The following is a 26,986-nucleotide window of genomic DNA, read 5'->3' as shown; positions in this document are numbered from 1 at the left end:
AGTAAGCCGGCTACTCACCGCCACGTTGAGCACCATGCTCGGCGTGGGGGTCGCGGTGGCCGGAACGACGTCGTCCGCGCATGCGCGCACCCCGGCACCGGACAGCACGGCAGCGGCCGCCTCCGCCGCCGCGACGTCCGACTTCCAGCAGGTCACGCTGGCCAAGGGACCGGAGCAGGTGGGCGAGCCGATGGGGCTCGCGGTGCTCCCCGACGGCAGCGCACTGCACAGCTCCCGTGACGGCACCGTCTACCACACGACCCTCGACGGTCTCACCGACGTGGCGGCGAAGCTCTCGGTGTACACCCATGACGAGGACGGGCTGCAGACCATCGCGATCGACCCGCACTTCGCCAAGAACCACTGGGTGTACGCGTACTACGCGCCACGGCTCGACACGCCCACGACCGACGCCCCGGAGAACGGGACGGCCGCCGACTTCGCGCCGTACAAGGGCTACAACCAGCTGTCCCGGTTCACGTTCAGCGACGGCAGACTGGACCTGTCCAGCGAGAAGAAGATCCTGCGCGTCGACACCGACCGCGGGCAGTGCTGCCACGTCGCGGGCGACATGCACTTCGACGGCGACGGCAACCTGCTGCTGAGCACCGGCGACGACTCCAACCCGTTCGAGTCCGACGGCTACGCCCCCATCGACCGGCGCCCGGGCCGCAACCCCGTCTTCGACAACGAGCGCTCCACGGCCAACACCAACGACCTGCGCGGCAAGCTGCTGCGGATCAAGGTGCACGACAACGGCACCTACACGGTCCCGGACGGCAACCTGTTCCCCAAGGGCACGGCCAAGACCCGTCCCGAGATCTACGCGATGGGCTTCCGCAACCCCTTCCGGTTCAGCGTCGACAAGAAGACCGGCGTGATCTACCTGGCCGACTACGGCCCGGACGCCAGCAGCGCGGACCCCAAGCGCGGGCCCGAGAACACCGTCGAATTCAACCGGATCACCAAGCCCGGCTTCTTCGGCTGGCCGTACTGCATCGGCGACAACACGCCGTACGTGCAGTACGACTTCGCCACCAAGGAGTCCGGTCAGCCCTTCGACTGCGCCCACCCGGTGAACGACGCTCCCCTGAACACCGGCCTGAAGAACCTGCCCCCGGCCCAGCCGGCCTGGATCTGGAACCACTACGCGGGCAACCCGCTGTTCCCCCAGCTCGGCGGGGAGGGCGCGCCGATGGGCGGCCCCGTGTACCACTACGACTCGGCGCTGAAGTCCCAGGTCAAGTTCCCCGAGAGCTATGACGGGAAGTTCTTCGCCTACGAGTTCGGCGCCCACTGGATCAAGCCGGTCGCCTCCGACGGCAGCGGAAAGATCCAGTCGATCGACACCTTGACCAACGGCAACGACTGGGCCCGTCTGGTCGAGCCCATCGACACCGAGTTCGGTCCGGACGGCTCGCTGTACGTGCTCGACTACGGCAGCGCGTGGTTCGGCGGCTCCCTGGACGCCGGGCTGTACAAGATCGAGTACGCGCCGGGCAACAAGGCGCCGACCGCGGCGATCAAGACGGACACCACGTCGGGCAAGAACCCGCTGACGGTCAAGTTCGACGGGACGGGCTCGACCGACCCCGAGAAGGACGCGCTCACCTACGCGTGGGACTTCGACAACGACGGCACGACCGACTCCACGAGCGCCACTCCCTCGTTCACCTACACGGCGAACGGGCAGTACCACGCCAAGCTCACGGTCAGCGACCCGAGCGGCCGGACGGGCGTCGCCGCCGTCCTGGTCACGGTGGGCAACTCGGCGCCGGTGCTGAAGTTCTCCGAGCCTCCGAACGGGCTGACGTTCAAGGACGGGGACAAGGTCGCGTGGAAGATCGACGCGACCGACCCGGACGGCACCCCGGTGGACTGCTCCAAGGTCCAGGTCGGCTACTCGCTCGGCCATGACATGCACTCCCACAACCTCTCCCAGGCCACGGGGTGCAGCGGTACGTTCACCATGACCACGGCGGGCCACACGGACTCCGACGACTTCTACGGCATCTTCTCCGCGAGCTACACCGACAGCTCCCCGACCGCCGGGGTCCCCGACCTCACCGGCACGACACAGATCGTCCTGATGCCCAAGGGCAGGCAGGCGGAGTTCTACCGCACGCAGTCCGGCGTGCAGACGACGTCCGTCGCCGGCGCCGAGGGCGGCGAGGCGGTCACCTCGATCGACAACGGCGACTGGATCGAGTTCGACCCGTACGACCTCCAGGGCGTCGGCACGATCGACTTCCGGGCCGCGTCGAGCGGCGCCGGCGGCACCATCGAGGTCCACACCGACGCCCCCGACGGCCCGCTGGCCGGCACGGCGACGGTGGGCGACACCTCCGGCGCCTTCACCACGGTCAGCGCACCGGTGACCGACCCGGGCGGGACGCACAAGCTGTACTTCGTCTTCAAGGGCGGCAGCGGCGACCTGTTCAGCCTGGACTCCTTCACGATGAGCTGAACCACCTCGGACATGACGAAGGGCCCCTGTGCACAGGGGCCCTTCGTTCCGGTGTCGGGGCGTGCCCGGGCGGGTGCGCCCGCCGCCTCACGCCTCGTCGCGCAGGCGGGCCGCCAGGGAGGTGAGCGGTTCGGTCTCCTCGGTGTGGCCCAGCGTCGTGAGGCGGGAGACCGCAGCGTCGAGGCGGGTGAGGGCCGGGGCGGGGCGCTCCAGGTAGATGCCCTCCACGGCGGCCGCGAGGCGGACGCACTCGGCCCACTCGCCCGCCTGGTCCGCGTCGGGGCCGGGCTCTCCGACCAGGGTGAGGGCCTCCTCCAGGGCGGTCAGCGCGGTGTCGTACTCACCGGCGTAGGCGCCCACCCGTCCGTGTTCGTAGGCGAGGGCGCTGTCCAGGGAGCGGCCGCGGGCCTCGTACCCCGCGGCGCGTGCCTCGTCGGCGACCCGGCCGGCGTCGGCGAGGAAGGCGAGGGCGCCGGGCAGGCCCTCGGAGCCCTGCTGCTGGGCCTGGAGGCGGGCGAGTTCCCGCAGGCAGCTGCTGAGCTGTTCGTAGCGCGGGGCCCGGGCGTGGGCGGTCAGGGCCTGGTCCGCGGCCTCGCGGGCCCGGGCGAACTCGCCGGACTCGCCGAGGAGTACGGCGGTCTCGGCGGCGATCATGGCGTGGCTGCCGGGGTCGTCGTCCCAGCCGGCCGACTCGGCCGCGAGGGCGGCGAACTCCGCCGTGGCCGCCTTGAGGTCCTCGCCCGCGTGCAGGGCGCGGGCGCGGGTCAGGCGCAGCTGGGCGACGAGCCGGTCGTCCAGCTCTCCGGCGGCGACGTCCGGTTCGGCCAGCAGGGAGTCGAGCAGCGCGATGCAGTCCTCGACGCGGCCGAGGTCGAGGCTGAGCTGGGCCGCGTTGCTGTAGGTGCAGAACGCTTCCGTGCGGCTGCCGTGGCGAAGGTCCAGCTCCGCGGAGCGCGTCAGGTGCCGCAGTGCCTCGTCGGGGCGGCCCAGGTACATGCAGGCCTGGGCCAGGTCGCCGTGCAGGCGGGCGGTGTCGACCGTGCCGGAAGGCCACTCGGCGGCCAGGCGCAGGCTCTCGGTGAGGTCCGCGTGCGCGGCCTGCGCGTCCCGCAGGCCGAGCCGGACGCGGGCGCGCAGGCCGAGCGTGCGGGGCAGGTGCCAGGCGGGTCCGTGGGCCTTCAGCCGGTCGAGGAGGGCGTCGATCTCCGTGGCCGCGGCGGGCAGGTCGCCGGCCAGGGCGTGTGTGCTGGCCCGCAGCAGCAGGGCGCCGGAGACCTGCCCGGCGATGTCGTGCCGGGTGGCGAAGTCGAGCAGCAGGTCCACCTCCGCGTAGACGGGCGCGATGTGCTCCTTGTCTCCCGACACCTGCAGCCGCAGGCCGAGCGCGGTCGCCCGCAGCCGCAGCAGCCGGGCCTCCTGGTACGGGGTGAGGCCGGGCGTCTCCTCGTGCAGCCGGACGAGGTCCGGGTGGGCGGCGGTCAGCGCGGCGGCCTGCGCCTCGGCATCGCCGGCCCGCCCCGCGGCCTCGGCCGCCTGGAGCAGGGCGCAGGCGCGGGCGAGCGCCGCGTGTCCCGGCGCCGCGGCCTCGTCGTACAGGCGCGCGGCCTCCTCGTACAGGGCGGCGGCCTCGTCGAACCGGTCCCTGTCACCGGCCCGGCTCGCCTCGTCGGTGAGCAGGTCCGCGCGCAGCCGCACGAGCGGTCCGACGGCCGGGTCGTCGGGGTGGGCGTAGTCGGGGGCGGCGAGGAGGGTGCGCAGCCGGGCCCAGCAGGCCACCGCGTCCGGGTGTCCCTGCTCGTCCAGCGTCCGTGCGCGGGCGATGAGTTCGGGCAGTGACTCGGGGACGGCGTCGGCGGTGCGGGCGGCGGGCGCGGCGGCCGGTGCGGCGGGGGCCACGTCGTCGAGGCCACGGGTGCGCAGGGTCAGTTCCAGCGCGTCCAGGAGGGGGGCGCGCTCCAGGCGGGCCCTGCGCCGGTCGGTGTGGGCCGTGGTGCCGTTGCGGGCGTCGAAGCGGGCGGCGAGGTCGTCGGCGCGGCGGCGCACCTCGGCGCGCAGCGCGGCCACCGTCCAGGTGCGGCCCGCGTACCCGGCGGCGGGCAGTGCGCCGTGGCCGAGGAGTTCGACGCGCTGGAGGAGGACCTCCACGCCGGTGAGGAAGGCGAGCTGGTCCAGCGGCGAGTCGACCTCGTCGAACAGGGTCCGGTTCTCGGCGAGCAGTTCCAGGCCGCGTGCCTCGTTGCCGGTCAGCGCGCAGAACTCCAGGTGCCGGCCGACCTCCCCGGACATCGAGGGGTCGCGGCGGCAGGCGCGGTAGCCGGCGAGATGCAGCGCGCGGGCCCGGTCGGCGTGGCCGGTGCGCAGCAGGGGCAGCAGCGCGTAGGAGACGGAGCGGGCGGGCTCCTCCCGGCAGGACTCCTTCCCGGCCAGGACGGGCTCCCCGGTCTGCAGGGCCCGCTCGTCGTCGCCCGCGGCGAGGTGGTACAGGGCGCGTTCGCAGGTCTCGCAGGCCTCGCAGTCGCTGAGCCTGGTGCGGGTGCGGCCCGCCCACAGCTCGTAGGCGAGGGTGGTGTCCTCGCCGACGTGGGCGGCGAGCTGGTACGCCTGCCCGTAGTACGGCTGCAGTCCGAGGCCGGCCTTCTCGTACCGGTCGCGCATCTCCGTCAGCCACTGGCGCAGGCTGGCCAGCGGTATCTCGGGCAGCTGGCGCAGGGCGTTGGCCACCCACTTGAACCGCCAGAACAGCGAGTGGCGCAGGCGCTCGTCGAAGACGTCGGGCTGCTCGTCGAAGAGGGTGAGCAGGCGGGCGAAGACGACGGGCGACTTGCGGGGTTCGGAGCCGTAGGTGTACGCCTCCTGCAGTTCGAGGAGCGCGTGCACGAGCGGCCGGGGCTCCGCGAACTGCTCGGCGGCTTCGGCCAGTTCCTCGGCCGTGACGGTGCGGGGACGGCCGTAGGGGCGCCGGTCGTTCTCCTGGAGCGCCTGGTACAGCTCGTCGATGGTCTGGGGTGCGGTCGGCATCGTCAGCTGTCCTTGCGGAGGGCGTGGGCGAGAAGGTCGAGGAAGGAGCGGTTGATCAGGCTCGACTCGGCGGGCCTGAGCGGGCGCCGGGACAGCATCGCGGCCTGCCCGTACAGGGCTTCGGCGCTGGTGCGGGCCAGTTCGGGTTCGTCGATGGTGACGGCGGTGCGGACCAGCGGGTTGAGCTGGTTGAGGATCAGCTGGGCGCGCGGGGCCTCCTGGCGCAGGTGGCCGAGGATGTCGCCCCACACGCCGCCCTGCTGCTCACGGGCGAGCCGGGAGCGGGTGCGTTCGTGCCGGGCCTCGCGGCTGTCGAGGAGCAGGGCGGGGGCGGAGGCGGGCTGGAAGGTGCGCAGCGCGACGTCGCAGTCGAAGACGGCGAGGGCGTCGCGGGCCAGGGTGAGGTAGGCCGCGGCGGCCAGTTCCGTCTCCCGGTCGACGGGGTCGAGGTGGGCGGTGAGCGTGCCCGGGTCGAGGTCGGCGACGCTGACCTCCGGCCTGATCTCCGGCAGCCGGTGGACCAGTTCGCGGTCGTAGGTGTAGCCGCCGTTGACGACGCCGAGTCCGGCGGCCGAGGCGATCGCCGCGATCTGCCGGAACTCCTCCACGCTGGAGGTCACGAGCACGGTGCGGTGGGTGCGGGCGAACTCGTCCAGCGTGGCGTGTCCGTCGGTGGTCTCGAACGGCAGCCAGGGCAGCAGCATCCGCAGGATCTCGTCGTCGTGCACGGCCAGCGACTTCACGGCCAGGTGGTGGGCCTGCAGGAAGCGGCCGAGGAGGTCGGGGTCGCTGGCGGCGGTGCGGGCGATCCACGCGCGCAGCCGTTCGGCGAGGGCGTCGCGTACGGCGGCGAGGGTGTCGTCCTCGTACAGGGACTCGCGGGACGCCGTCGGGCGCAGGCTCTCGGCGTCGACGACGCAGCGGACGAAGAACGCCCACTCGGGCAGGATCTCCGCGGCCTGCTCGGACAGCAGCATGCCCTTGACGTGCACGCGGTGGCCGTGGCGGCGCCCGGCCGGCACCGCCTCGGGCAGCACGCACGCGATGCCCTTCAGGCCCACGGCCGGCAGGTCCAGTTCGATGGTGTCCAGCGGCGTGAAGGCGAAGACCTCCTCGCCGTACGCGGCCAGCGCGCGGGAGCGTGCGCCCGGGGTGGGGTACGTGCGCGCCCAGGGCGCGGGCTCGGGGTTGACGGGCGCGCCCGGACCGCCGGTGCCGTCGTCGAAGGTCACCGGGTGGCGCAGCAGGGAGCCGAAGTGGCGGGCCAGCGCGTGCACCTGCGCGGGGCGGGTCCACTCGCCGGCGTCGGCGCGCGGGGTCAGGGTGACGGTGGTGCCGGGCCGGGGGCGGGCGGAGGCGGGCAGGGTGCGGACGGCGTAGCTGCCGTCGCCGCGTCCGCGCCACTCCACGGCGGGTGCGTCGGGGGTGCGGGCGGAGCGGCTCAGGACGTGGATCTCGTCCGCGACCAGGAAGCAGGAGAGCAGGCCGATGCCGAACTGGCCGATGAAGTCGCCGCGTTGCTCGGCGATCTGATCGGTGCGCTTGCTGCTGCGGCCGATCGTGGCGAGGAAGGTGTGCACGTCGGCCTCGGTGAGGCCGACGCCGTCGTCCTCGACCCGTACGACCGATCCGTCGGCGTACAGGCGGATGCCGAACGCGTCGGCGTGGGCGGCGGGTTCGAGGCCGTGCCGGGCGGTCAGCGCGTCCACCGCGTTCTGCATCAGTTCGCGCAGGTAGACGCGGGGGCTGGAGTAGAGGTGGTGGGAGAGGAGGTCGACGAGGCCGCGCAGATCCACCTGGAAGGTGCGGTCGGCGCCGGCTGGGCCGGAAGGTGTGTCGGGCAGAGTCATCGGGCAGTCCGGGGTGAGGGGAATCGTGGAGTGGCGGGCGGGGTGGCGGGGTCAGGCGGTGCGCCGGAAGCGGGCGTACATCTTCTCCGGCTGCGCCATGTACTGCCATGGCCATGGGGTGTAGGCGTCGCCCAGCTCGTGGAAGACACGCGGGGCCACGCTGCTCTCGGCGGACAGCGCCAGCGCCATGGCGAACATGTTGAAGTCCTGCTGCCAGCCCGGGCGCCGCTCGTAGGCGGGGTGGAGGATGCTGTGCTCGGCCGCGTCCCTCAACTCGGCCTGGATCCGGGGATTGTCGAGGCAGTCCTTGCTGTCCGACTCCACCCAGTCCTCGATGTGCGCCATGGCGATCACACAGCCGAGGCGGTGGCCCTCGGGCGCCCGGGCGAACGCCTCGCGGGCGAACGCCAGGGCCTGGCCCGGCTCGCCGCCCCAGCGGGGCTGCAGCTGCGACACCCACTCGATGTGGGTCTCCAGGTCCAGCGGGTCGCGGCGCAGGGCGGCGTCGAGCCGGGTCTCGGTGACGACGGGGCCCAGCGACATGCCGCGGGCGGAGGTCAGCAGCCGGCGCCACGGTGTGATCCAGTCCGGCCGCGACTCGGCCGCCTCGAAGAGCTGCTCCTCGGCGATGTGGAGCCGCTCGTGGAAGATCCGCCACTGCTCCTGGGTGACGTCCACGGCACGCGCGGAGGTGCGCGCCTCCCAGGCCCAGGCGATGTGGCGCGCCCCGGAGATCAGCAGGGCCGTCGCCCGGTGCTCCTTGTCCTCCTCGATGGCGCGGCCGATCCAGTCCTGCACACCGTCCAGGTCGGCCAGCTCGGCGAGGACGAGGTGGTCGCGGCCGGGATCGAAGGGGGCCAGCGCCGCCTTGACCGCCGGCCAGTCGCCTCTGCCTGCCGCCTCCACCAGCGCAAGCACCCGGGTGTCCCCGAGCGCGTGCAGCGTGTACATCCCGTTCTTCTGCGGGCGCGGCACGGGCAGGGCGTGCGGATCCGCCACCGGTCTGTCCCCACCCCTGCCGAACAGCTTGCCGAACATGCCGCGCCCTCCCCAGGTTCCGCGTGATCGTTCGGTGCAGCATAAGCGCCACCACCGACACCGCTTCCACAGGGTTTCCACCGGCGCCTCACGCCCCGCCCGGCCGTCAGCAAGCGAGGACCGCGACCCTGAGGTCGGGGTCCTCGCTGCCGTGCCGGGGCGCCGGGCGGTGGGTGATCAGGTCAGGACGAGTTCCAGTACGGTGACCGAGAGCGGCGGCACGGTGCTGGTGAAGGACGGTGCCGCGCCGGTCACGGTGGTCGTCCTCGGCACCAGCGTGCCGGGGTTGGTCAGCGTGTTGGTGGTGGTGCGCGCGGGGCCGGTCAACACCGTCGCGGTGGCCTGCCTGTTGACCCCCTTGGCCAGTCCCTTCAGCTCCACCGGCACGCTCAGCTTCTCCGTCCCGGAGTTGACGACCGCGAGGTAGAGGCGGTTCCCCGAGCGGGTGGCCACGGTGGCGAGGCCGGGCAGCGCACGCGCGGTGGCCGGCAGCACCGTGTCGCCGAGCCTGCTCGTCAGCATGTGCTGCGCCCAGTAGCTGGGCGACACATAGCTGGTGAGGTTGTCGTAGGCGATCAGGTTGGTGGCCCACACGTTGTTCTTGACGTGCGAGAAGAGCGGCGCGTAGCACTCCATGAGGACCTGGTCGGAGTTGCGGATCAGACCGGCCAGCCAGGCGGCGTCGCCGAGCGCCGCGTTGAGGTCGGGGGTGGGGCGGCCCTCCTGCGCGGCCCACTCTCCGACGAACACCTTCGTTGAGCCGCGGTCCCGGTTGTCGTACTTGTGGGTGGAGGCCTGGGCGGCGGACGGCGCGAGGTAGTAGTGCTCGTCGATCAGGTCCGGCGTGCGGCTCGTCACCGGCGTCGTGGCGATCAGCTTCAGATGCGGGTACGTCGCCTTGATCGCGTCGTGGAAGGCCGCGAACCGCTCGTCGTACGACCCCGAGGTGTCGAACCAGTCCTCGTTGCCGATCTCGACGAACTCCAGCGGGAACGGCTCCGGATGTCCGTCGGCGGCACGCCGTGCGCCCCAGGTGCTGGTGGCCGGACCGGTGACGTACTCGATCTCGTCCAGCGCGTCCTGGACGAACGGCTTCAGCGCGTCCCCGGTGACGTGTTCCCCCTTGAGGGAGTAGCCGGCGTACACGGCCAGGACCGGCTGGGCGCGCATGTCCTCGGCCCATTGCAGGTATTCGAGGAGTCCGAGGCCGTCCGTGGACCAGTAGCCCCAGGCGTCGTCCATGTGGCCGGGGCGCTCCCAGACCGGGCCGATGGTGGTCTTCCAGTCGAACCGGGTCGCGATCGTGTTGCCCTCCAGGTAGTTCCCGCCGGGCAGGCGCAGGAACTTCGGCTTCAGGGCGACCAGTTTGTCCATCAGGTCGATGCGCAGGCCGTTGGGCCGGTCGTTGTAGGTGGGCGGGAAGAGGGACACATGCTGGAGCCACAGCGTCTCGCCCGCGGCGGCGGGGTCGGCGGTGGTGACGGTCAGCCTCGCGTCACCGGTCACGGGGGTGCGCGAAGGGGTGCGCAGGGTCAGCTCGAAGGGGCGGCCGGGGAAGGCGGTGCCGATGTGCGGCACATGGGCGGACGCGTACACGGTCTTGCCGTCCGCCGACTCTATGGCCACCGTGAGCGGGCCGATGCGCCGCGAGGCCTTGGCGAACAGCCGGGCGGTGTAGGTGGTTCCGGGCCGCACCGGTATGCCCCAGAAGCCGTCGTTGGCGACGCCGGCCCGGTTTCCGGCCCCGGTGCCGCTGGGCAGCACGACCTTGAGGGAACGGTCGAGCGCGGCGTTGAGCGGGGTCGCGGTGTCGAGCGCGAGGGTCGTCCCGCCGACGGCGGACCAGTGGACGGGCTCGGTGTCACTGGCCATCATCGAGCGGTTCTGCACCAGTTCGGCATAGATGCCGCCCTCCCCGGAGTGGTTGATGTCCTCGAACATCAGCCCGGGGAGGATGGGCGACACGGCGTGCGCGGGGCTGCCGACGTCCACGCTCAGCAGCGGCGTCGTGGTCTCCACGGGGACCCCGGCCAGCGCGGCGACCTGCTCGGAGGTGAGGGCGGAGGGGAACATCCACACGTCGTCGATCAGGCCGTGCCACTGGTCGACGTGCCCGCCGCCGTACAGCGCACGGCCGATGGCGGTGTCGCCGCTGCCGGCCCAGCCCGCCGTGTAGGCGGTCTCCCCCTCCAGCACGCCGTTGACGTAGAGGCGGATGACACCGGCGGCCGGGTCGCTGACGCCGGTCAGGTGGGTCCAGGTGTCGGTGGCGGGGGCGGAGGCGGCGGCCGCCACGGCGGCGTTCTGCGGGGCGTCCGAGGCCAGCCGGGCGAAGGCGAAGGTGCCGGTGTCGTCGCGCAGCCCCAGGTAGAAGGAGCTGACGGCCTTGCCGTCGATGCTGACGGCGGTCTGGTAGCCGCCGAGCTGGGCGAGGTTCACCCAGGCGCCCACCGAGAACGCCTTCGAGGTGTCGAGGGCCGGCCCGGACGCCGTGGCGTTGCCGCCCGCCGTGAGACGCAGGCTGTGGGCGCCGGCCTTTCCGGTGCCCCAGCCGGCCGCGCCCTGCAGCGTGGCGGTACGGCCGCTGCCGGAGGAGTCGGCGGCCGAGGTGCCGGAGCCCTCGTCGAAGGCCCAGTGGGCGGCTGCGGCGGGGAGGTCCGCGGCGGCGGCGCCCGCGGCGGTGCCGGTGAGTTGGGCGGCCCCGGCGGGAGCGGCGGCGGCGAAGGTCCCGGCGAGGGAGGCCGCGCCCAGGACGCTGAGGACGGTTCTGCGCGGCACTCCGGCTTCTGAAGGCATGCGGCTCATTCCTTTGTGACGGACCGTTGCGTTGCGTACGGCCAACCTCGTGCGATATTTCGAACGACGGTCGGTACTTCGAGCAGCAGGGATCCTAAGGTTTCGGAGCGACCCGTCAACACCCCTCGTACGGCAATGCTTCTCTTGGCCCCGGCCGCCCCAGGCCTCTCAAGAGGCAGACGCACAGCAGGACTTCGCCGGCGACGAGGACGGCACCGCCCGCGCCGGTGTCACTGCGGCACGGCCGGCACCAGCGGTCCAGCGGGACCCCGGCCGCCCGGGGCCCCTCTCCATCAGGAGGCACGGCAACCACCGAAGCGCAGACGTGCGGCGGCGCGACGCTCCCCGAACCTCCCGCGCAGTCCGGCCGGTTCTAGGCGGCGAACGCGTCGACGCCCGTCAGTTCCGCCGACAGGTCCCACAGCCGAGCCGCCTGCTCCGGGTCGATCGCCCAGTCCTTCACACCGAACCGCTCCTCGCCCTGCGGCGCGGGCTCGGCGATGTCGCAGTCCTCCAGATAGACGCCGCCGATCCCGTCCAGCTGCGGCGAGGTCGCCGCCCACACCTGGGTGGCCGCACCCTGCTGCGGGGTCTTGAAGCCCTGGGGGTTGAGCACGTTGCCGTCCTCGTCGATCCAGCCGCGCTCGATCATCTCCTCCTTGGCCAGGTGCCGTTGGAGCGGGGTGATGATGCCGCCGGGGTGCAGCGCGAAGGCACGGACGCCGGCGTCGCGGCCGAGCTTGTCGAGCTGGACGGCGAACAGGACGTTGGCGGTCTTGGCCTGGCCGTAGGCCGCCCACTTGTCGTAGCCCCGGCGCCAGTGGAGGTCGTCCCAGCGGATGCCGGAGAGGTGGTGGCCGCGCGAGGAGACGGAGACGACCCGGGCGCCGCCCGGCGCGATCGCGGGCCACAGACGGTTGACGAGGGCGAAGTGACCGAGGTGGTTGGTGGCGAACTGGGCCTCCCAGCCCGGCCCCACCCGAGTCTCCGGGCACGCCATGATCCCGGCGCTGTCGATCACCAGGTCGAGGGTCCGTCCGGACGCAAGGAACCGCTCCGAGAAGCCGCGCACACTCTCCAGGTCGCCGAGGTCCAGCTCGTCCAGTTCGACTCCGGAGACGTCGGTCAGCGCCTGCTCGGCCACGGCCGGGCGGCGGGCGGGCACGACCACGCGGGCCCCGGCCCTGGCGAGCGCCCGGGTGGTCTCCAGGCCGATCCCCGAGTAACCGCCGGTGACGAGGGCGAGCTTCCCGGTCAGGTCGATGCCCTGCAGGACGTCGTCGGCGGTGCTGGTGGCGCCGAAACCGGATCCGATCTTGTGCTGTGCAGTACTCATGCCCAGAACGCTACGAATTCGAGCGCGCTCGAAGTCAAGCGGAGCTGTGAGCCGGCACGGGCACATGCCGCACCCTGGAAGGAGGAGGTGTCACGGCGGAAGAGGTGGCGTGATGCGAACCAGCGACGAGATCTATCACCGCGTCCGCTGGGACCCGCGGTTCGACCCGGCCCGGTTCGTGCTGGGGATCAGCCGGCGCGGGGGTGGCTGCACACGCCTCCCGCTGTCCTCCTTCGTCCCCGGGGGCGACATCCCGTGGCACCGGGTGGTCTTCATCGAGGCGGACGGCGAGGTGCTCTGGGACCGGACCACGGGTGTGGACCGCATCGACGCGTCGGGCGCCGGCCGGGTGCGGGACCGGCGAGAAGACCTGGCTTTCGGCACGAGCCCCGGCACGGCCGGGCCCTCCGGTGGCCTGGACGTGCCGCCGACGGCCCGCACGGCGGTGGCCTGGATCCCGCCCGCGGAGCTGTGGCCGCCGATCCAGGACATCCGCCGGGACTACGATCCGCAGATCCACCGCTGGCCGCCGCACGTCAACGTGGTCTTCGGTTTCGTACCGGAGTCCGAGTTCGAGCGGGCCGCCCCGCTGCTCACCGCGGCGGCGGCCGCGATCCCGGTCTTCACCGCCCGGCTGGACGGGGTGCGCGCCTTCCGGCACCGGGCGTACTGCACCGTGTGGCTCGACCCGGCGGCGGCCGGCAACGCGCCGTGGGCGGAGCTGCACCGCGCACTGCGGCAGCGGTTCCCGCGCTGTCGTGGGCCCGCCGAGGAGTTCACCCCGCATCTGTCCCTCGGCCGGACCCGGGACCCGCAGCAGGTCGGCGCCGACTGCGCCGCCCGGCTCGAGGCCATGACGGCGACGGTCTGGGAACTCGTCCTGCTCTCCCGCCGGGGCGACGGCCCGATGCGGCCACGGGCCACGGTCGCCCTGCGAACCGGCGAGATCCGCCGGCTGCCCCCACCCGGCCCGGAAGCGCCGGGCCCGGAGGACACGGCATGGCTCACCCCGATCACCGACAGATGAGGACCTACGGCCGGGAGCCGCCGGGCCCGACCCGTCAGCACATCGGCATCCGCCCGAGTGCTGACGGACCAGCAGTGCCGCCCTCTCAGACGCCGACCGGCCTGGCCGGGCCGGGGACGTTGCGGAAGCGGAACGGCTCCGGTTCGCGGCCGGCCTGGACGAACCAGCACTCCCCGGTGCCGTCGCCGGTGACGATCCGCACCACGGTGTCCGCGACGGCCTCGGCCGGGATGACCGGCAGACCCTGCTCGGAGAGCATGCCGCGCAGGTGGTCGATGATGCGCGACTCGGCGAACCCGGGGCAGACCGCGTTGAAGCGCACGTTGTCCGGGGCGAGAGCCGGGCCGAGGGAGCGCGCGAGTCCCACGACCGCGTGCTTGTTGGCCGCGTACAGCGGATCGAGCGGCACCGCGGCGAGGCCCGCCAGCGACGCGGTGGCCACGATGGATCCTCCGCCGCGAGCCCGCAGCGCGGGCAGCACCGCGTGGGTGCCGAAGACCACGCCGTCGAGGTTGGCGCCCATCGCCCGGCGGTAGCGCGCCGGGTCGAAGTCCTCGCCGACCCCGCAGCCGGTGGCCACGCCCGCGTTGAGCAGGGCGATGTCGACGCCGCCGTACTGCTCCTGGGTGAACTCCACCAGCGCGCGGTTGGCGTCGAGGTCGGAGACGTCGCAGGCGCGGAAGTGGCCGTCGACCAGGTCGGCCACCTCCCGCCCGCCCTGCGCGTCGAGGTCGGCGACGACCACGCGCGCGCCCGCTCTCGCCAGTGCCAGCGCCGAGGCCCGGCCCAGTCCGCTCGCGGCGCCGGTGACGATCGCCACCTTGCCGTGGAGCACCCCGCCGTCTTCCTGCTCTCCGTGCGGGGCGGCGGCCCCGCCGCCGACGGCGGTCATGCCAGCTCCAGCACGAGTTTGCCGACGTTCTCGCCGCGGAAGAGCATCTGCAGGATCTCGGGGAAGTCGTCCACGGTGCCCCGCACCACGTGTTCCTTGACCTTGATGCGTCCGTCGCCGATCCAGGCGGCGATCTCCCGCGCGGCCTCCCCGTAGCGCTTGGCGTAGTCGAAGACGACGAAGCCCTCCATGCGGGCGCGGCGCACCAGCAGCGACAGGTAGTTGGACGGGCCCTTGACCGGTGTGGCGTTGTTGTACTGGCTGATCGCGCCGCAGACGACCACGCGCGCGTGCATCGCCAGCCGGGTCAGGGCGATGTCGAGGATGTCGCCTCCGACGTTGTCGAAGTAGACGTCGATGCCGTCGGGGGCGTGCTCGCGCAGCGCCTTCTTGACGTCGTCGGCGCGGTAGTCGATCGCCGCGTCGAAGCCCAGCTCGCCGGTGAGCACGGCGCACTTCTCCGGCCCGCCGGCGATGCCCACGACGCGGCAGCCCTTGGCCTTCGCGATCTGGCCGGCGATGGTGCCGACCGCGCCGGCCGCCCCGGACACCACGACGGTCTCGCCCTCCTTCAGCGCCCCGACGTCCAGCAGTCCGAAGTAGGCCGTCATGCCGGGCATGCCCAGCGCTCCCAGGTAGGTCGAGGGCGGGGCGAGGGAGGTGTCGATCTTCATCGCGCCCCGGCCGTCGGAGACGACGTACTCCTGGACGCCGAAGGTGCCGACGACGTGGTCGCCGGGCTGGAAGCCGGGGTGGTCGGAGGCGGTGACCTCGATGACCGATCCGGCGCGCATCACCTCTCCGATGCCCACCGGCGGCAGGTAGGAGGGGCGGTCGTCCAGCCAGCCCCGCATGGCCGGGTCCAGGGAGATGACGCGCGTCCGGCCGGCGAACCGGCCCGGACCCGGTTCTTCGAGCGGTGCGGAACAGTGCTCCCAGTCTTCGGGTTTCACGTCGCCCACGGGGCGGGCTGCCAGACGGATCTGACGGTTGGTCGCGGACATCGCGCCTCCTGTTGTCGCGGCTCCCGCGACCATACCGACCAGTAGGTAGGTCCGGTGACGTGACATTCCCCACAGGTCGTCCAGGCGGCCAGGGGGCTAGGGTCCGGGGGCCGTGGACCCTCCGGCGGATCGCCGTCGACCGGATGCCGCATCGAGCCGAAAACGTGATTTTCGGCGGGGTTATCAGGCATTCCAACCAGTCGGTATCGTGCGCCGCCACACCGACGCTTCACCGCCACCTCCCACGGATCCGAGCCGCACCGGAAGGCCATGCGATGACACACCCCGACGACCGGTACCCACCGCCAGCACCGCCGGGATGGGCACAGCGGACCGAGGCCCATGGCCACGCCCACCGGCCCGAGCCGTACGGGCAGGCTCCACGACAGGAGTCGTACGGACACCACGCCCCGCAGGACGCCCCGTACGGATACGACGCCTTCGACCACGACCTGTACGGACAGGTCCCCCGGCGCGAGCCGCACGCGCACGAGAGCCGTTCGCACGGCGCCGACCTCGCCGCCCTCCGCTCGGCCTACCGGGTGCTCCGCCGGGTCTCCACGCTCACCGCGCTCGGTTCCTTCGCGGTGTACGTGGTCCTGTCCTGCTGTGCGCCGGACCTGATGGGTTCCAGGATCGCCGGAGAACTGAGCCTGGGGATGGGCCTGGGGATCCTCCAGCTCGTCGTCACCTTCGCCGCCGTCCTCTGGTACGGCCGCAGCGCACGGCACTTCGTGGACCCGCTGGCGCTGGCCGTCAGGGAGCGGGCGGTCCGGCCGGGCCCAGACGCCGGGGTGGCGAGATGAACGACTTCGGCTCGGGCACGCAGGCGATCGTCCTGGTCCTGTTCAGCACCCTGGTGACCCTCACCCTGCTGATGTGCGTGATGGCGGGGCCGGACCGCGACGACCTGACGAACTTCTACACCGGCTACCTCTCGCTCACCCCGCTCAAGAACGGCCTGGCGATCGCGGGCGACTACATCTCCGCGGCCACGGTGCTGAGCACCACCGGCATCATCGCGCTCGCCGGATACGACGGTTACGTGCTGGCGGTCAGCACCGCCCTGTCGCTGGTGCTGCTGATGTTCCTGCTGGCCGAACCGCTGCGCAACTCCGGCAGTTTCACCATGGGCGACGTGCTGGCCCGCACCGTGCCCGGACGGGCCGTGCGCATCGCCTCCTGCGTGGTGACGCTCTCGGCGACGCTCCCCTTCCTGGTCGTCCAGCTCTCCGGGGCCGGGTCGCTGCTCACCTTCATCGTGGGCCTGCCGCACGAGACCGGCGCCAGGACGGCGTGCATCGTCCTGGTCGGCAGCCTGATGATCATCTACGCGGCGATCGGCGGCATGCGGGGCACCGCGCTCATCCAGATGATCAAGATCGTGATCCTGCTCGGCACCAGCGTCACCGTCGCCGCCCTGGTCCTCAACCGCTTCGACTGGAACCTCGACGCGCTGCTCCGGGCCGCCGAGCACGGCAGCGGAGCGGGCCCGGCCTTCCTCCGGCAGGGCATCCAGCTGGGGACGTCGGCGAGCGAACGGCTGGACTTCGCCAGTCTGCAGATCACCGTGATCCTCGGCGCGGCCTGCCTGCCGCACATCACGATGCGCCTGTACTCCGCCCGGGACGTGCCCGCCGTGCGCCGCTCCATGTCCTGGGCGGTCGGCACGGTCACCACGTTCTGCCTGACGGTGATCATCATGGGCACGGGCGCGGCGGCCCTGGTCGGATCGCGGTACATCACCGCCGTCGACCCGCACGGCAGGACGTCGGTGCTCATGCTGTCCCGGGCGCTCGGCGGCGGCGCCGGCTCCGTGGGCACGACCGTTCTCTACGCGGCCATGGCGGGCACGGTGTTCATCACCCTGCTGTCCTCCGTCGCGGGCATGACGCTGGCCGCGGCCTCGTCGCTCGCCCACGACCTGTTCGCCCATGTGGTACGGCGGGAACGGGCGGCGCCGCGTACGGAGATGACGGTGGCGGCGTGGACGAGCGTGGGGGTGGGGACCGTCGCCATCCTGCTCTCCGTCCTGGTCCAGGACTGGGACGTCGCCGTACTGACCACGCTGGCGATCTGCATCGGGGCGTCGGCCGTGGCCCCCGCGCTGACCTACTCGCTGTTCTGGCGCGGGTTCACCCGCACCGGCCTGCTCGCCAGCCTCTACGGCGGCACGGCCTGCGCGCTGGTGCTGATGGTCTTCGGCAAGGCCGTCTCCGGCACTCCGGCCGCTGTCTTCCCGCATACGGACTTCCACTGGTTCCCGATGCAGTCCACCGGCCTGGTCTCGGTGCCGTTCGGCTATCTGGCGGGCTGGCTGGGCAGCCGCCTGGACCACCGGCGCCGCGCCGCCGGCAGCCGCGAGAACCGGCGGCTGTACGAGGAGAGCGAGGCACGGCTGCTGGCCGCGGCCGAATGACCCGGTCACTGTGAAGTGCCTCACCGGGCGGGGCTGTCGGCACCCACGAACTGCCTGGTCGGCAGCCCCGTCCGGGATCCGGCGACCGCCTGATGGCCGGATCCGTCAATAATCTGTCATTGCAGCCAGTACGGCGGCCGATACAGGCTGTGACCGTGGCAGAGCGACGTGTTGTGGTGGTGGTGTACGCGGGCGCCATGGCCCTGGACATCACCGGACCCATCGAAGTGTTCGACACCGCCAACCGGCTCCTCGCCCCGGCGGCCGCCCCCTACCGGATCGACCTGGTCTCGGCCGAGGCGCCGCTGGTGCGCACGAGTTCCGGCGTGAGCGTGGCGGCTTCCCCGCTTCAGGAGGGGCAGGGAGCCATCGACACCCTTCTCGTGCCGGGCGGGTGGAGTCTCGGCGACGCGCTGCGCGACCGGGCGCTGGTCTCGTGGATCGGCGAGGCGGCGGCCCGGTCGCGCAGGGTCGCCTCCGTCTGCGGCGGATCCTTTCTGCTGGCCGAGGCGGGCCTCCTGGACGGCAGACGCGCCACCACGCACTGGGCGTACAGCGAGGCGATGGCCGGCCGCTATCCGGACGTGACGGTGGACGCCGAGCCGATCTTCGTCTGGGACGGCCCCTACGTGACCTCCGCGGGCGTGTCGACCGGGATCGACATGGCGCTGGCCCTGGTGGAGGCCGACCACGGCGCGGCGCTCGCGCTGGAGACGGCGCGCTTCCTGGTGCTCTTCCTCAAACGGCACGGAGGACAGCCCCAGTTCAGCGCCGTCCTGGACGCCCAGCTGGCCGACCATCCGCCGATCCGCACCGCGCAGGAGTGGATCCTGGAGAACCTGCACCATCCCTTACCCGTGGCCGACATCGCCCGGCGGGCCAACATGAGCGTGCGCAACTTCGCCCGGGTCTTCCGGCGCGAGGTGGGCACGACCCCCGGCCAGTACGTCGAGCGGACGCGCATCGCCCGCGCGCGCGAACTGCTGGAAACCACCGATCTGTCGATGAGTCAGATAGCGGGCCGCTGCGGGTTCGGCGCCCCCGAGACGTTCTGCCGCTCCTTCGGACGCACCCTGGGGCTCACGCCGAAGGAGTACCGGCACCGCTTCCAGACCGTCTCGCCGTCCGGCCTCATCGACCGGCACCACGAGACGGAGAGGACCCCCGCATGACCACCACGACCCCCCACTTACCCACGGCAGGCACGGTACGCCTGGCCGACCACCTCGCCGCGGAACTCGCCCGGGCCGGCGTCACCCACCTGTTCGGCGTCGGCGGCGCGAACATCGAGGACCTGTACGACGCCGTTCACCGCGGCGGCACCCTCCGCCCCGTCGTGGCCAAGCACGAGTTCTCCGCCGTCACGATGGCCGACGGGTACGCGCGGACCACCCGGCGCCTGGGCGTCGTCGCCGCCACCTCGGGCGGCGGGGCGATGAACCTGATTCCGGGCCTGGCTGAGGCGTACGCGTCCCGGGTGCCCGTGCTGGCCCTGGTGGGCCAGCCGCCGACCGGCCAGGAGGGCCACGGGGCGTTCCAGGACTCCAGCGGCAAGGCGGGCTCCTTCGACGCCCGGGAGGTCTTCGCACCGGTCTCCCGGTTCTGCGCCCGGGTCGAGGACGCGGACTCGCTCCTGGAGTTGCTTCCCCGAGCGGTGGCCGCGGCCCAGGCAGAGCCGCGCGGTCCGGCGGTCCTGCTGCTGCCCAAGGACGTCCAGCAGGCGCGGATCCGGTTGCCCGGCCGCGTCCCGGCGCCGGCGCCGGCGGCACCGGCGACAGACCTCGACAGCGCGGCCCTCACCGCCGTGGCGGACACCCTTCGCGGGGCCGGCCGCGTCCTCGTCATCGCCGGAGAGGGCGTCGCCGCCGCGGACGCGCGCGCGGAACTGGCCGGACTGGCCCGGCACCTCGGCGCGTGGGTGGCGGTCACCCCGGACGCCAAGGACGTCTTCGACAACCGTGACCCTCGCTTCGCCGGTGTGGCCGGGGTGATGGGCCATGCCAACGTCGCGGACTGTCTGCGGCGGGCCGATGTGTGCCTGCTGGCGGGCACCCGGCTGCCGCTCCTGGCGCGCGGCGGCCTCGACCGGGCCCTGGGCGCCGCCGACGTCGTATCGCTCGGTGCGGAACCGCCGTTCGTGCCGGGCACCGCGCTGGCCGGGGATCTTCGGGAGGCGCTGCGCGCGGTGACCGGCCGGCTCCCGCCACGCTCCCCTGCCTGCGCCCCGCACTCCGGTCCCCTGCCGGGCCCTGTCGCCCCGGCCGTCCGCGGGCGTGCCGTCCCCTACGCCGAGGCGATCGCCGCGGTGGAGGCGGCACTCCCCGAGGACGCGCACGTCTTCGTGGACGCCGGAAACGCGGGCGCCAGCGCGGTCCACCTCCTTCCGGCGCCGCGCCGCGGCCGTTTCGTGGTGGCGGTCGGCATGGGCGGCATGGGCTACACCTTCGGTGCGGGGATCGGCGCCGCGCTCGCCACCGGGCGGCGCACCTACGTCCTCGCCGGTGACGGGGCCTTCTTCATGCACGGGATGGAAGTGCACACCGCCGTGGAGTACGGCGCACCCGTCACGTTCGTGATCTTCAACAACAACGCCCACGCCATGTGTGCGCTGCGGGAGGAGTTCCTCCAGGGCGGCGTCCGCGGCGACGACCTGTTCGGCCGGACCGACATCGCCGCCGGGGTGGCCGCCGCCTTCCCGTCCCTCGACGTCACCGGAGCCGGGGACGCGGCGCAGGTGCGCGAGGCGCTGCTGCGCGGCAACGCGGGCGGCGGCCCGGCGTTCGTCGCGCTGGACTGCGACCCGCAGGAGATCCCCCCGTTCCTCCCCTTCCAGCCCTTCGCCGAAGCCACCGGCACTGCCGCACACCCCGACAGCAAGGAGAACCCGGATGAGCGACGAGTCGTCCACGTTGGCTGACATCCCCGGCCTGATGCGGATCGAGAACGCGGGCAGGGAGGAGCTGACCGCCCACTGCATGGACCTCACCCACGCCGTCTACCCCCACCATCAGGTCTACGGGCAGTACTGCACCATCCACGAGTACGTCGACTGCCCGCCGGAGCAGGCCTACGACTACCTGCGCCAGGGTCACCACCTGGAGGAGTGGACCTGCAGCCTGCGGGACTTCGCGCCGTCCGGCACACCGGGGCTGTGGGTCGGCCGCGACCGGCTGGAGGACGACACCAGGATCTACTGCAGGGTGGAGGCCAACCCCCAGGCCATGACCGTGGACTACCACTGCGCCTGGGACCAGGGCGACAAGCTGTGGATGATCTACCTGATGCGCGTCGTGCCGGCCCGCCTGGTGCTCGACAGGCCGGGATCGGTGATCACCTGGACCAACTGCCGGCACCCCTACTACGACGCCAACCCGCACCCCGAGAAGGCGCCCCGCCCGGACCGGCCCTGGGTGGGCGACTACTGGGACCTCTTCTACGCGGGGCACACCGTGGAGATGAACAACCTCAAGGCGATCCTGGAACACCGTCACCGGGCCGGCCTGCCGGTCGGCGTGGCCCCGGTGAGGGCGGTGGAGCGGTGACCACGGTCAGTCTCACGGACGTCGCGAGCTACCTCCCCGGCGATCCGGTCCCCGCCGCGTTCTACACCGACCACCCCGGAGCGGAGGACAAGCTCCGCGACCACCCCATGTTCAAGGTCCCGCCGTTACGGCACCACGTGGCGCCGGACGAGACCAACGCGGACATGGTCGAACGCGCCGTACAGCCCCTGATCGAACGGCACGGCAGGGACGAGATCCAAGGGGTCGACGTGCTGCTGGTGCACAGCCAGCTGCCGGACCTGCCGTTCGTGGGCGCCGGGACCGAGGTGGCGCGCCGGCTGGGCCTGAACCCGGAGTGGCTCGTCGACGTGGCCAACGCCGGCTGCGCGTCCTTCGTGTACATGCTGAAGCTGGCCCGGCAGATCCTCACCACCACCGCGGCGAAGAGCGCGCTGATCTGCAACGCGCAGAGCGCCGCGGGCCAGTGGTTCACCCAGTCCGAGGTGCGCAGGCTCGCCCAGGCCGCCATCCCGGGCGACGGCTGCGGCGTGGGATATGTGACGACGTCGGCCGGCGCCCCGGTCCTCGACGTGGAGGCCCGGCACATCGGCGCGTACGCCGGGGACATGACGGTGGCGGTCGACGACGGCCGCAAGTACTGGGAGCCGGGCGAGTCCCAGCTGCGGATCGGGTTCACCGACGCGAGCGTCGCCAAGGTCCTGGCACGCGGCAACCGCCTGGTCCCCGAGGTGGTCACGGACCTGTGCCGGCGGCTCGGCGTGCCGGCCGGCGACATCGACGTCCTCATCACCAACCAGCCCAACCGCACCTTCCTGCGGAACTGGCGGGAGGCGCTGCAACTGCCCGCCGAACGGCACCTGAACACCTTCGACCGGTACGGGAACCTGTTCGGAGCGGCGATCCCGGTCACCCTGGACCACGCGGTCCGCTCGGGCCGGGTGAAGGGCGGTGACCTGGTGGTGCTGGGGGGATTCGCCCATGCGGGCGACTTCGCCGGTGCGGCCGCCGTCCGCTGGCACGGCGGGCGGGGATGACGGCCCATGGGCGTTCCCGTACTGCACCGGCTGGCCCTGAACGAGAGCCCGTACCCGCCGTTGCCCTCGGTGCGCAGGGCGATGCGACGGGCCGTGGCACAGGCGCACCGGTACCCGCAGTTCCACCCCGACGACCTCACCGAGCGGATCGCCGCCTGGTGCCGGGTGGGCCCCGGCAGCGTCGCGGTCGGCAGCGGATCGGTGGGCGTGGCACTGCAGGCGCTGCAGGCGGTCGTCGAGCCGGGCGACACGATGGTGCACGCCTGGCGGACCTTCGACGCGTATCCGCTGCTGGCCGGGATGGTCGGCGCCCGGCCCGTTCCCGTGCCCCTGTCTCCGGACGGACACCAGGATCTGGGCGCCCTGCTCGCCGCGGTCGACCACCGCACCCGGGTCGTGGTGGTGTGCAATCCGCACAACCCCACCGGAAGCCTGATCGCCGCCGACGCCCTGCGCGCGTTCCTGCACCGGGTCCCCCGGCACGTGACCGTGCTCCTGGACGAGGCGTACGTGGAGTTCGCCCGCGCCGCCGACCCGCCGGAGCTGCCCGCGTTCCTGGGCGCACACCCCAACGTGCTGGTCCTGCGCACCTTCTCCAAGGCCTACGGCCTCGCCGCCCTGCGGGTCGGCTACGGACTCGGCACCCCGGACCTGGTGGAGCGGATCCGCCGGCAGCAGCTGCCCTTCGGGATCAACGCGGTGGCGACGGCGGCGGTGGAGGCGTCCCTGCGGGCCGGCGGCGAACTGCGCCGACGCGTGGACACCGTCGTCACCGAACGCGAACGGCTCCGGCAGGAACTCGGCGGCCTCGGCTGGCGGGTAGGCCCGGGCCACGCCAATTCCGTCTGGCTCGCCGCGCCCGATCCGGTCGACGAGGGCGCCGCGGTGCTCACCGAGGCCGGTGTGCTGACGCGCCACTACCCCGGTGAGGGACTGCGGATCACCGTCGGCACCCGGAAGGCCAACGACACGGTGCTCACCGCGCTGGCGGGACCCGTCGCGCGCCGGTTTCGTCAGGCGAGGGTGCCGGTCAGTGGCTGTTCGGTCCACACGGTCTTGCCCTCGCGGGAGTAGCGGGTTCCCCAGCGTTCGGTCAGCTGGGCCACCAGGAACAGGCCGCGCCCGCCCTCGTCGGTGCTGCGGGCGCGGCGCAGGTGGGGTGCGGTGTGGCTGGTGTCGCTGACCTCGCACACCAGGGACCGTTCACGGATCAGCCGCAGGGTCGCGGGGCCGCCGGCGTACCGGTAGACGTTGGTGACCAGTTCGCTGGCGATCAGCTCGGTGGTGAACGCCAGGTGCTCCAGGCCCCATTCGGTGAGCTTGGCCGAGGTCAGTTCCCGGGCCCGGGCGGCGCTGGCGGGCTCGGGCGGCAGACTCCAGGAGGCGACGTCGTCCGGTGGCAGCATGCGGGTGCGTGCGATCAGCAGGGCGACGTCGTCGGTGGGGCGTGAGGGCACGAGCGAGTCGACCACCGCCTGGCAGGTCCGTTCGAGTGCCTCCGCGGGGTGGCCGAGTGCCGCGCACAGTCTGGTCAGGCCGATGTCGGGGTCGATGTGGCGTTCGCCGACGAGTCCGTTGGTGTACAGGCACAGCAGGCTTCCCTCGGCGAGTTCGATCTCCTGCGCCTCGAACGGCAGCCCGCCCAGGCCGAGCGGCGGGCCGGCGGGCAGGTCCAGCGGAGCGGCCCGTCCGTCCGGGGCGGTCACCACGGGCGGCGGGTGGCCGGCGCGGGCCATGGAGCACAGCCGGGAGACCGGGTCGTACACGGCGTACAGGCAGGTGGCGCCGACGACCTGCTCGCCCACGGGCCGTTCGCCGGCCGCTTCCTGTTCGGCCGCCAGCAGGCCGACCAGGTCGTCCAGCCGGGACAGGACCTCGTCCGGCTCCAGGTCGAGGCTGGCGAGCGTGTGGACGGCGGTGCGCAGCCGGCCCATGGTGGCGGCGGCGTGGATGCCGCGCCCCACCACGTCGCCGACGACGAGGGCGACCCGGGCCCCGGACAGCGGGATGACGTCGAACCAGTCGCCGCCCAGGCCCGGGGCCGCGCTGGCGGGCAGGTACCGCAGGGCCACCTCGACGGCCGACTGGTCCGGGACCGCCCGGGGCAGCAGGCTGCTCTGCAGGGCGAACGCGGCCTGCTGCTGCTGGGTGAAGCGCCGGGCGTTGTCGATCGCGACGGCGGCACGTGAGGCGAGTTCCTGGGCGAGGGTGAGATCGTCCGCCTCGAAGGGATCGGGGCGGCGCGAACGCCACAGGGTCATCACGCCCAGCACCAGGCCGCGTGCGGCAAGAGGGACCACGATCAGCGAGTGGACGCCCAGGTCCGGAGCGTGGGCCCCCTCGCGGCCTTCCATGGAGAACCAGTCGGGCGGGAGCACCGGTTCCAGGACGGGCCGCCCCTCCGCCAGGCATGTGGCCTGCGGCGTGCCGGGCCCGAACTCGACGGGCTCGCCCTGGGGATGCGGCGGGCTGGGTTGCTGGGCGCCGACACCGCAGGCCCCCACGCGCACCACGGGCCCTGCCAGGGTCCGCGTCGGCTCCTCACCGCGCGTCACCGGCTGCAGCAGGTCCACCGACGCGTGGTCGGCGAGGTGCGGCACCATCACCTCGGCCAGTTCCCGTGCGGTCTCCGCCACGTCGAGGGTGGTGCCGATACGGCTGCCGGCCTGGTCGAGGAGCGCGAGCCGGCGCTGGGCCCGGTGGCGTTCGGTGATGTCCTCGATCATCTCGGCCACGCCCAGGACGCGGCCGGAGGGGTCTTCCATCCGGAAGGACGAGACCATCGCGACCGTCTCCCGGGTCGGATCCCGCTCCAGGCGGGCGAACTGCTCGGAGTAGATCAGCGGTTTGCCGGTCTCCATGACGTGGCGTGCCCGGTCCACGGCCCTGCGCGCGTCGTCGGGCAGGAGCAGGTATCCGGTGGGCAGACCCCGGAAGTCCGCCGCCGGGACGCCGGTGAAGCGTTCGACGGCCCGGTTGACCCGGAGAACCCTCAGGTCGGGGCCGTGGACGACGAGGCCGATCGGGCACCGGCGGTACAGTCCGTCGAGTACGGCGCTGTCCCTTTGCCACTCCAGGACGTCGGCCGCGAGCGCCCCGGCGAGAAGCCACTCACGGACCCGGTCGTCGCGTGCCAGTGCCTGGGCCCGGATCCCCAGCTCCACGAGCCGTCCGTCGCGGTGCCGCACCGTGAGCGTCCCGTACCAGCCGCCGGTTCTTCTGCAGTTCGCCGCGGCCTGACGGACACCCGGCAGATCCCGCGGGTCGACGAGGACTTCGCAGGCCGGACGACCGATCACCGCCGTACCCGGATGGCCCAGCAGCTCCTCGGCCCGCCGGCTCCAGCCGACCACGGCTCCCCGGTCGTCGAGCACCGCCAGGGCGGCGAGGTGCGGGGCGAACGGATCGTCGTGGCTCGCACCGGGCTCGGCCGTCCGCTTCTGCACCGCTCGACACCACCTTGTACGGTCACCGATGTTGTGCCGCAGGTCCCTGCCCCGGCCGGTGACCGACGCGACGGCGTCCGGGGCGGTGACTCGGCGTTCCCCGAGCCACGCCGACCTGCTGATGCCATGCAAGCCTATTCAAACCCGGAGTTCGCCCGCGCTCCCGCCCGCCGCGCGGCACGGTGGTTCACGAAGGGTTCCGGGACACCAAGGGCGGCGTCATCGCTCAGGAACCGTGCACCGCGCAGCGCCCACTTGCTGACCTGGTTCACCCACACCAGCGTTGCTTCCTCCGTCGGCCCGGCGGTGTCAGGCGGGTGCCGATGCTCCCCGGGGAGCGGCGGCCGCGCGGCGTGCCGTGCGGGGGTGGCCGGGGCGCCAGGTGGCGACCAGGGCGGCGGCCAGCAGGAGTTCGGCGATGTCACCGCCGTAGTACATGATCTCCGCGCCTGCCTGGACCTGGTCGATGGGCGCGTGGATGTCGACCCAGAAGCCGCCGTACATCAGCTGGGCGATCACCGCGTGCGCCGCGATGGCGACACCGAGGCAGACCAGCCGGGCGGGCACGCCGGGGCGGGAGGGGGCGGGGTCGGGTCCGGCGATGACGTGGGCGAACAGGCATCCGGACAGCAGGAAGTGCGTGTGCAGCAGCCAGTGCGCCGTCGGGTCGCCCATGGCCGCGTTGTAGAGAGGGGTGAAGTAGAGCACCGCGAGGCTGCCCGTGGACAGCGCCAGCGCCACCGCCGGGTGGGCGATGACGCGGGCGGGCGGGCTGTGCAGCACCGCGGTCAGCTGCCGCCCCCGGACTGCGGGCAGCGCGCGCAGCAGGAGGGTGACGGGAGCCGCGAGGACGAACGCGAGCGGCGCGTACATGCCGATGAGCATGTGCTGGACCATGTGTCCGCGGAAGTCCTCGTGCGCGAACGGGGCCACGGGCGGCAGCAGCGCGACGGCGAGCAGGACGGTTCCGCTCAGGAAACCGGCGGTCCGCCACCGGCTCCAGCCCCGGGCCGGATGACGGCGGCATGCGCGGCGGGTGAGCAGCAGGTAGGCGCCGGCGGCGGCCAGAAGAGCGAGCGCGGGCAGCAGCCACTCCACGAGGCTGTAGCCCGCGGTGTGCCCGTGCGCGGGCATG

18 protein-coding genes are annotated in these 26,986 nt (G+C 72.8%); 9 read left to right on the top strand and 9 right to left on the bottom strand.

Annotated elements, in window-relative coordinates:
• Nucleotides 1-34: 34 nt before the first annotated feature.
• On the top strand, nt 35-2,467 hold the full coding sequence (locus AB0950_RS07550) for a PQQ-dependent sugar dehydrogenase (protein ID WP_366778047.1): 2,433 nt from the start codon (nt 35-37) through the stop codon (nt 2,465-2,467).
• 87 nt (nt 2,468-2,554) lie between these two features.
• On the opposite strand, the gene AB0950_RS07545 is transcribed toward AB0950_RS07550, so the two are convergent.
• From AB0950_RS07545 to AB0950_RS07525, 5 genes are all read right to left on the bottom strand, one after another.
• Nucleotides 2,555-5,485: a hypothetical protein gene (locus AB0950_RS07545; protein WP_366778046.1), complete on the bottom strand. Its 2,931-nt coding sequence runs from the start codon at nt 5,483-5,485 to the stop codon at nt 2,555-2,557.
• A gap of 2 nt (nt 5,486-5,487) precedes the next feature.
• A complete protein-coding gene (locus AB0950_RS07540) occupies nt 5,488-7,335 on the bottom strand; it encodes an HSP90 family protein (protein WP_360575381.1) in 1,848 nt (615 codons plus the stop codon).
• 51 nt (nt 7,336-7,386) lie between these two features.
• Nucleotides 7,387-8,373 (bottom strand): hypothetical protein, encoded by a 987-nt coding sequence (locus AB0950_RS07535; RefSeq protein ID WP_366778044.1) that lies wholly within the window; start codon nt 8,371-8,373, stop codon nt 7,387-7,389.
• A gap of 177 nt (nt 8,374-8,550) precedes the next feature.
• Nucleotides 8,551-11,169: a LamG-like jellyroll fold domain-containing protein gene (locus AB0950_RS07530; RefSeq protein ID WP_366778043.1), complete on the bottom strand. Its 2,619-nt coding sequence runs from the start codon at nt 11,167-11,169 to the stop codon at nt 8,551-8,553.
• A gap of 373 nt (nt 11,170-11,542) precedes the next feature.
• On the bottom strand, nt 11,543-12,505 hold the full coding sequence (locus AB0950_RS07525) for an SDR family NAD(P)-dependent oxidoreductase (protein WP_366778042.1): 963 nt from the start codon (nt 12,503-12,505) through the stop codon (nt 11,543-11,545).
• Between the two features lie 112 nt (nt 12,506-12,617).
• Between AB0950_RS07525 and AB0950_RS07520 the strand changes: the two genes are divergently transcribed.
• Nucleotides 12,618-13,532 (top strand): RNA repair domain-containing protein, encoded by a 915-nt coding sequence (locus tag AB0950_RS07520; RefSeq protein WP_366778041.1) that lies wholly within the window; start codon nt 12,618-12,620, stop codon nt 13,530-13,532.
• Nucleotides 13,533-13,617: 85 nt separating this feature from the next.
• Here AB0950_RS07520 and AB0950_RS07515 read toward each other — a convergent pair whose 3' ends face one another.
• On the bottom strand, nt 13,618-14,424 hold the full coding sequence (locus AB0950_RS07515; RefSeq protein ID WP_366778040.1) for an SDR family NAD(P)-dependent oxidoreductase: 807 nt from the start codon (nt 14,422-14,424) through the stop codon (nt 13,618-13,620).
• The gene (locus AB0950_RS07510) at nt 14,421-15,428 is read right to left on the bottom strand and encodes an NADP-dependent oxidoreductase (RefSeq protein WP_360575376.1); all 1,008 of its coding nucleotides are present in this window, start codon (nt 15,426-15,428) and stop codon (nt 14,421-14,423) included. The genes AB0950_RS07515 and AB0950_RS07510 overlap by 4 nt, the downstream gene beginning before the upstream one ends.
• 275 nt (nt 15,429-15,703) lie before the next feature.
• Between AB0950_RS07510 and AB0950_RS07505 the strand changes: the two genes are divergently transcribed.
• From AB0950_RS07505 to AB0950_RS07475, 7 genes are all read left to right on the top strand, one after another.
• Entirely contained in the window at nt 15,704-16,234 is a 531-nt protein-coding gene (locus tag AB0950_RS07505) for a DUF485 domain-containing protein (RefSeq protein ID WP_366778039.1), read from the top strand.
• Nucleotides 16,231-17,847 carry a cation acetate symporter gene (locus AB0950_RS07500; protein ID WP_366778038.1) on the top strand — a complete coding sequence of 539 codons (1,617 nt, stop codon included), beginning with the start codon at nt 16,231-16,233 and terminating at the stop codon, nt 17,845-17,847. Before AB0950_RS07505 ends, AB0950_RS07500 begins: the two co-directional genes overlap by 4 nt.
• Before the next feature lie 155 nt (nt 17,848-18,002).
• Complete coding sequence (locus tag AB0950_RS07495; RefSeq protein ID WP_366778037.1) at nt 18,003-19,019, top strand: GlxA family transcriptional regulator; 1,017 nt, start codon at nt 18,003-18,005, stop codon at nt 19,017-19,019.
• Entirely contained in the window at nt 19,016-20,764 is a 1,749-nt protein-coding gene (locus tag AB0950_RS07490) for a thiamine pyrophosphate-binding protein (protein ID WP_366778036.1), read from the top strand. Before AB0950_RS07495 ends, AB0950_RS07490 begins: the two co-directional genes overlap by 4 nt.
• Entirely contained in the window at nt 20,736-21,389 is a 654-nt protein-coding gene (locus AB0950_RS07485) for an SRPBCC family protein (protein WP_360161791.1), read from the top strand. Before AB0950_RS07490 ends, AB0950_RS07485 begins: the two co-directional genes overlap by 29 nt.
• Nucleotides 21,386-22,405, top strand: a complete 1,020-nt coding sequence (locus tag AB0950_RS07480) for a 3-oxoacyl-[acyl-carrier-protein] synthase III C-terminal domain-containing protein (RefSeq protein WP_360161793.1) — start codon at nt 21,386-21,388, stop codon at nt 22,403-22,405. The genes AB0950_RS07485 and AB0950_RS07480 overlap by 4 nt, the downstream gene beginning before the upstream one ends.
• Nucleotides 22,406-22,411: 6 nt before the next feature.
• Complete coding sequence (locus tag AB0950_RS07475) at nt 22,412-23,479, top strand: histidinol-phosphate transaminase (protein ID WP_366778035.1); 1,068 nt, start codon at nt 22,412-22,414, stop codon at nt 23,477-23,479.
• Here the strand turns inward: AB0950_RS07475 and AB0950_RS07470 are convergent.
• Nucleotides 23,419-25,851, bottom strand: a complete 2,433-nt coding sequence (locus AB0950_RS07470; protein WP_360161797.1) for a SpoIIE family protein phosphatase — start codon at nt 25,849-25,851, stop codon at nt 23,419-23,421. The genes AB0950_RS07475 and AB0950_RS07470 overlap by 61 nt on opposite strands.
• Nucleotides 25,852-26,160: 309 nt before the next feature.
• Complete coding sequence (locus AB0950_RS07465) at nt 26,161-26,985, bottom strand: cytochrome c oxidase assembly protein (RefSeq protein ID WP_366778175.1); 825 nt, start codon at nt 26,983-26,985, stop codon at nt 26,161-26,163.
• Nucleotide 26,986 lies beyond the last annotated feature (1 nt).

This window comes from Streptomyces sp. NPDC007189 (genome assembly GCF_040703635.1).
Lineage (GTDB): Bacteria > Actinomycetota > Actinomycetes > Streptomycetales > Streptomycetaceae > Streptomyces.
The sequence above is the reverse complement of the archived record's forward strand: the minus strand, read 5'-3'. Positions and strand labels throughout refer to the sequence as shown.

Coding starts and splice junctions, on each gene's coding strand:
- AB0950_RS07540 (WP_360575381.1), bottom strand. CDS start 7,335: ATGACTCTGCCCGACACACCTTCCGGCCCAGCCGGCGCCGACCGCACC.
- AB0950_RS07535 (WP_366778044.1), bottom strand. CDS start 8,373: ATGTTCGGCAAGCTGTTCGGCAGGGGTGGGGACAGACCGGTGGCGGAT.
- AB0950_RS07515 (WP_366778040.1), bottom strand. CDS start 14,424: ATGACCGCCGTCGGCGGCGGGGCCGCCGCCCCGCACGGAGAGCAGGAA.
- AB0950_RS07485 (WP_360161791.1), top strand. CDS start 20,736: ATGAGCGACGAGTCGTCCACGTTGGCTGACATCCCCGGCCTGATGCGG.
- AB0950_RS07525 (WP_366778042.1), bottom strand. CDS start 12,505: ATGAGTACTGCACAGCACAAGATCGGATCCGGTTTCGGCGCCACCAGC.
- AB0950_RS07530 (WP_366778043.1), bottom strand. CDS start 11,169: ATGCCTTCAGAAGCCGGAGTGCCGCGCAGAACCGTCCTCAGCGTCCTG.
- AB0950_RS07510 (WP_360575376.1), bottom strand. CDS start 15,428: ATGTCCGCGACCAACCGTCAGATCCGTCTGGCAGCCCGCCCCGTGGGC.
- AB0950_RS07505 (WP_366778039.1), top strand. CDS start 15,704: ATGACACACCCCGACGACCGGTACCCACCGCCAGCACCGCCGGGATGG.
- AB0950_RS07520 (WP_366778041.1), top strand. CDS start 12,618: ATGCGAACCAGCGACGAGATCTATCACCGCGTCCGCTGGGACCCGCGG.
- AB0950_RS07475 (WP_366778035.1), top strand. CDS start 22,412: ATGGGCGTTCCCGTACTGCACCGGCTGGCCCTGAACGAGAGCCCGTAC.
- AB0950_RS07550 (WP_366778047.1), top strand. CDS start 35: ATGCTCGGCGTGGGGGTCGCGGTGGCCGGAACGACGTCGTCCGCGCAT.
- AB0950_RS07490 (WP_366778036.1), top strand. CDS start 19,016: ATGACCACCACGACCCCCCACTTACCCACGGCAGGCACGGTACGCCTG.
- AB0950_RS07465 (WP_366778175.1), bottom strand. CDS start 26,985: ATGCCCGCGCACGGGCACACCGCGGGCTACAGCCTCGTGGAGTGGCTG.
- AB0950_RS07545 (WP_366778046.1), bottom strand. CDS start 5,485: ATGCCGACCGCACCCCAGACCATCGACGAGCTGTACCAGGCGCTCCAG.
- AB0950_RS07500 (WP_366778038.1), top strand. CDS start 16,231: ATGAACGACTTCGGCTCGGGCACGCAGGCGATCGTCCTGGTCCTGTTC.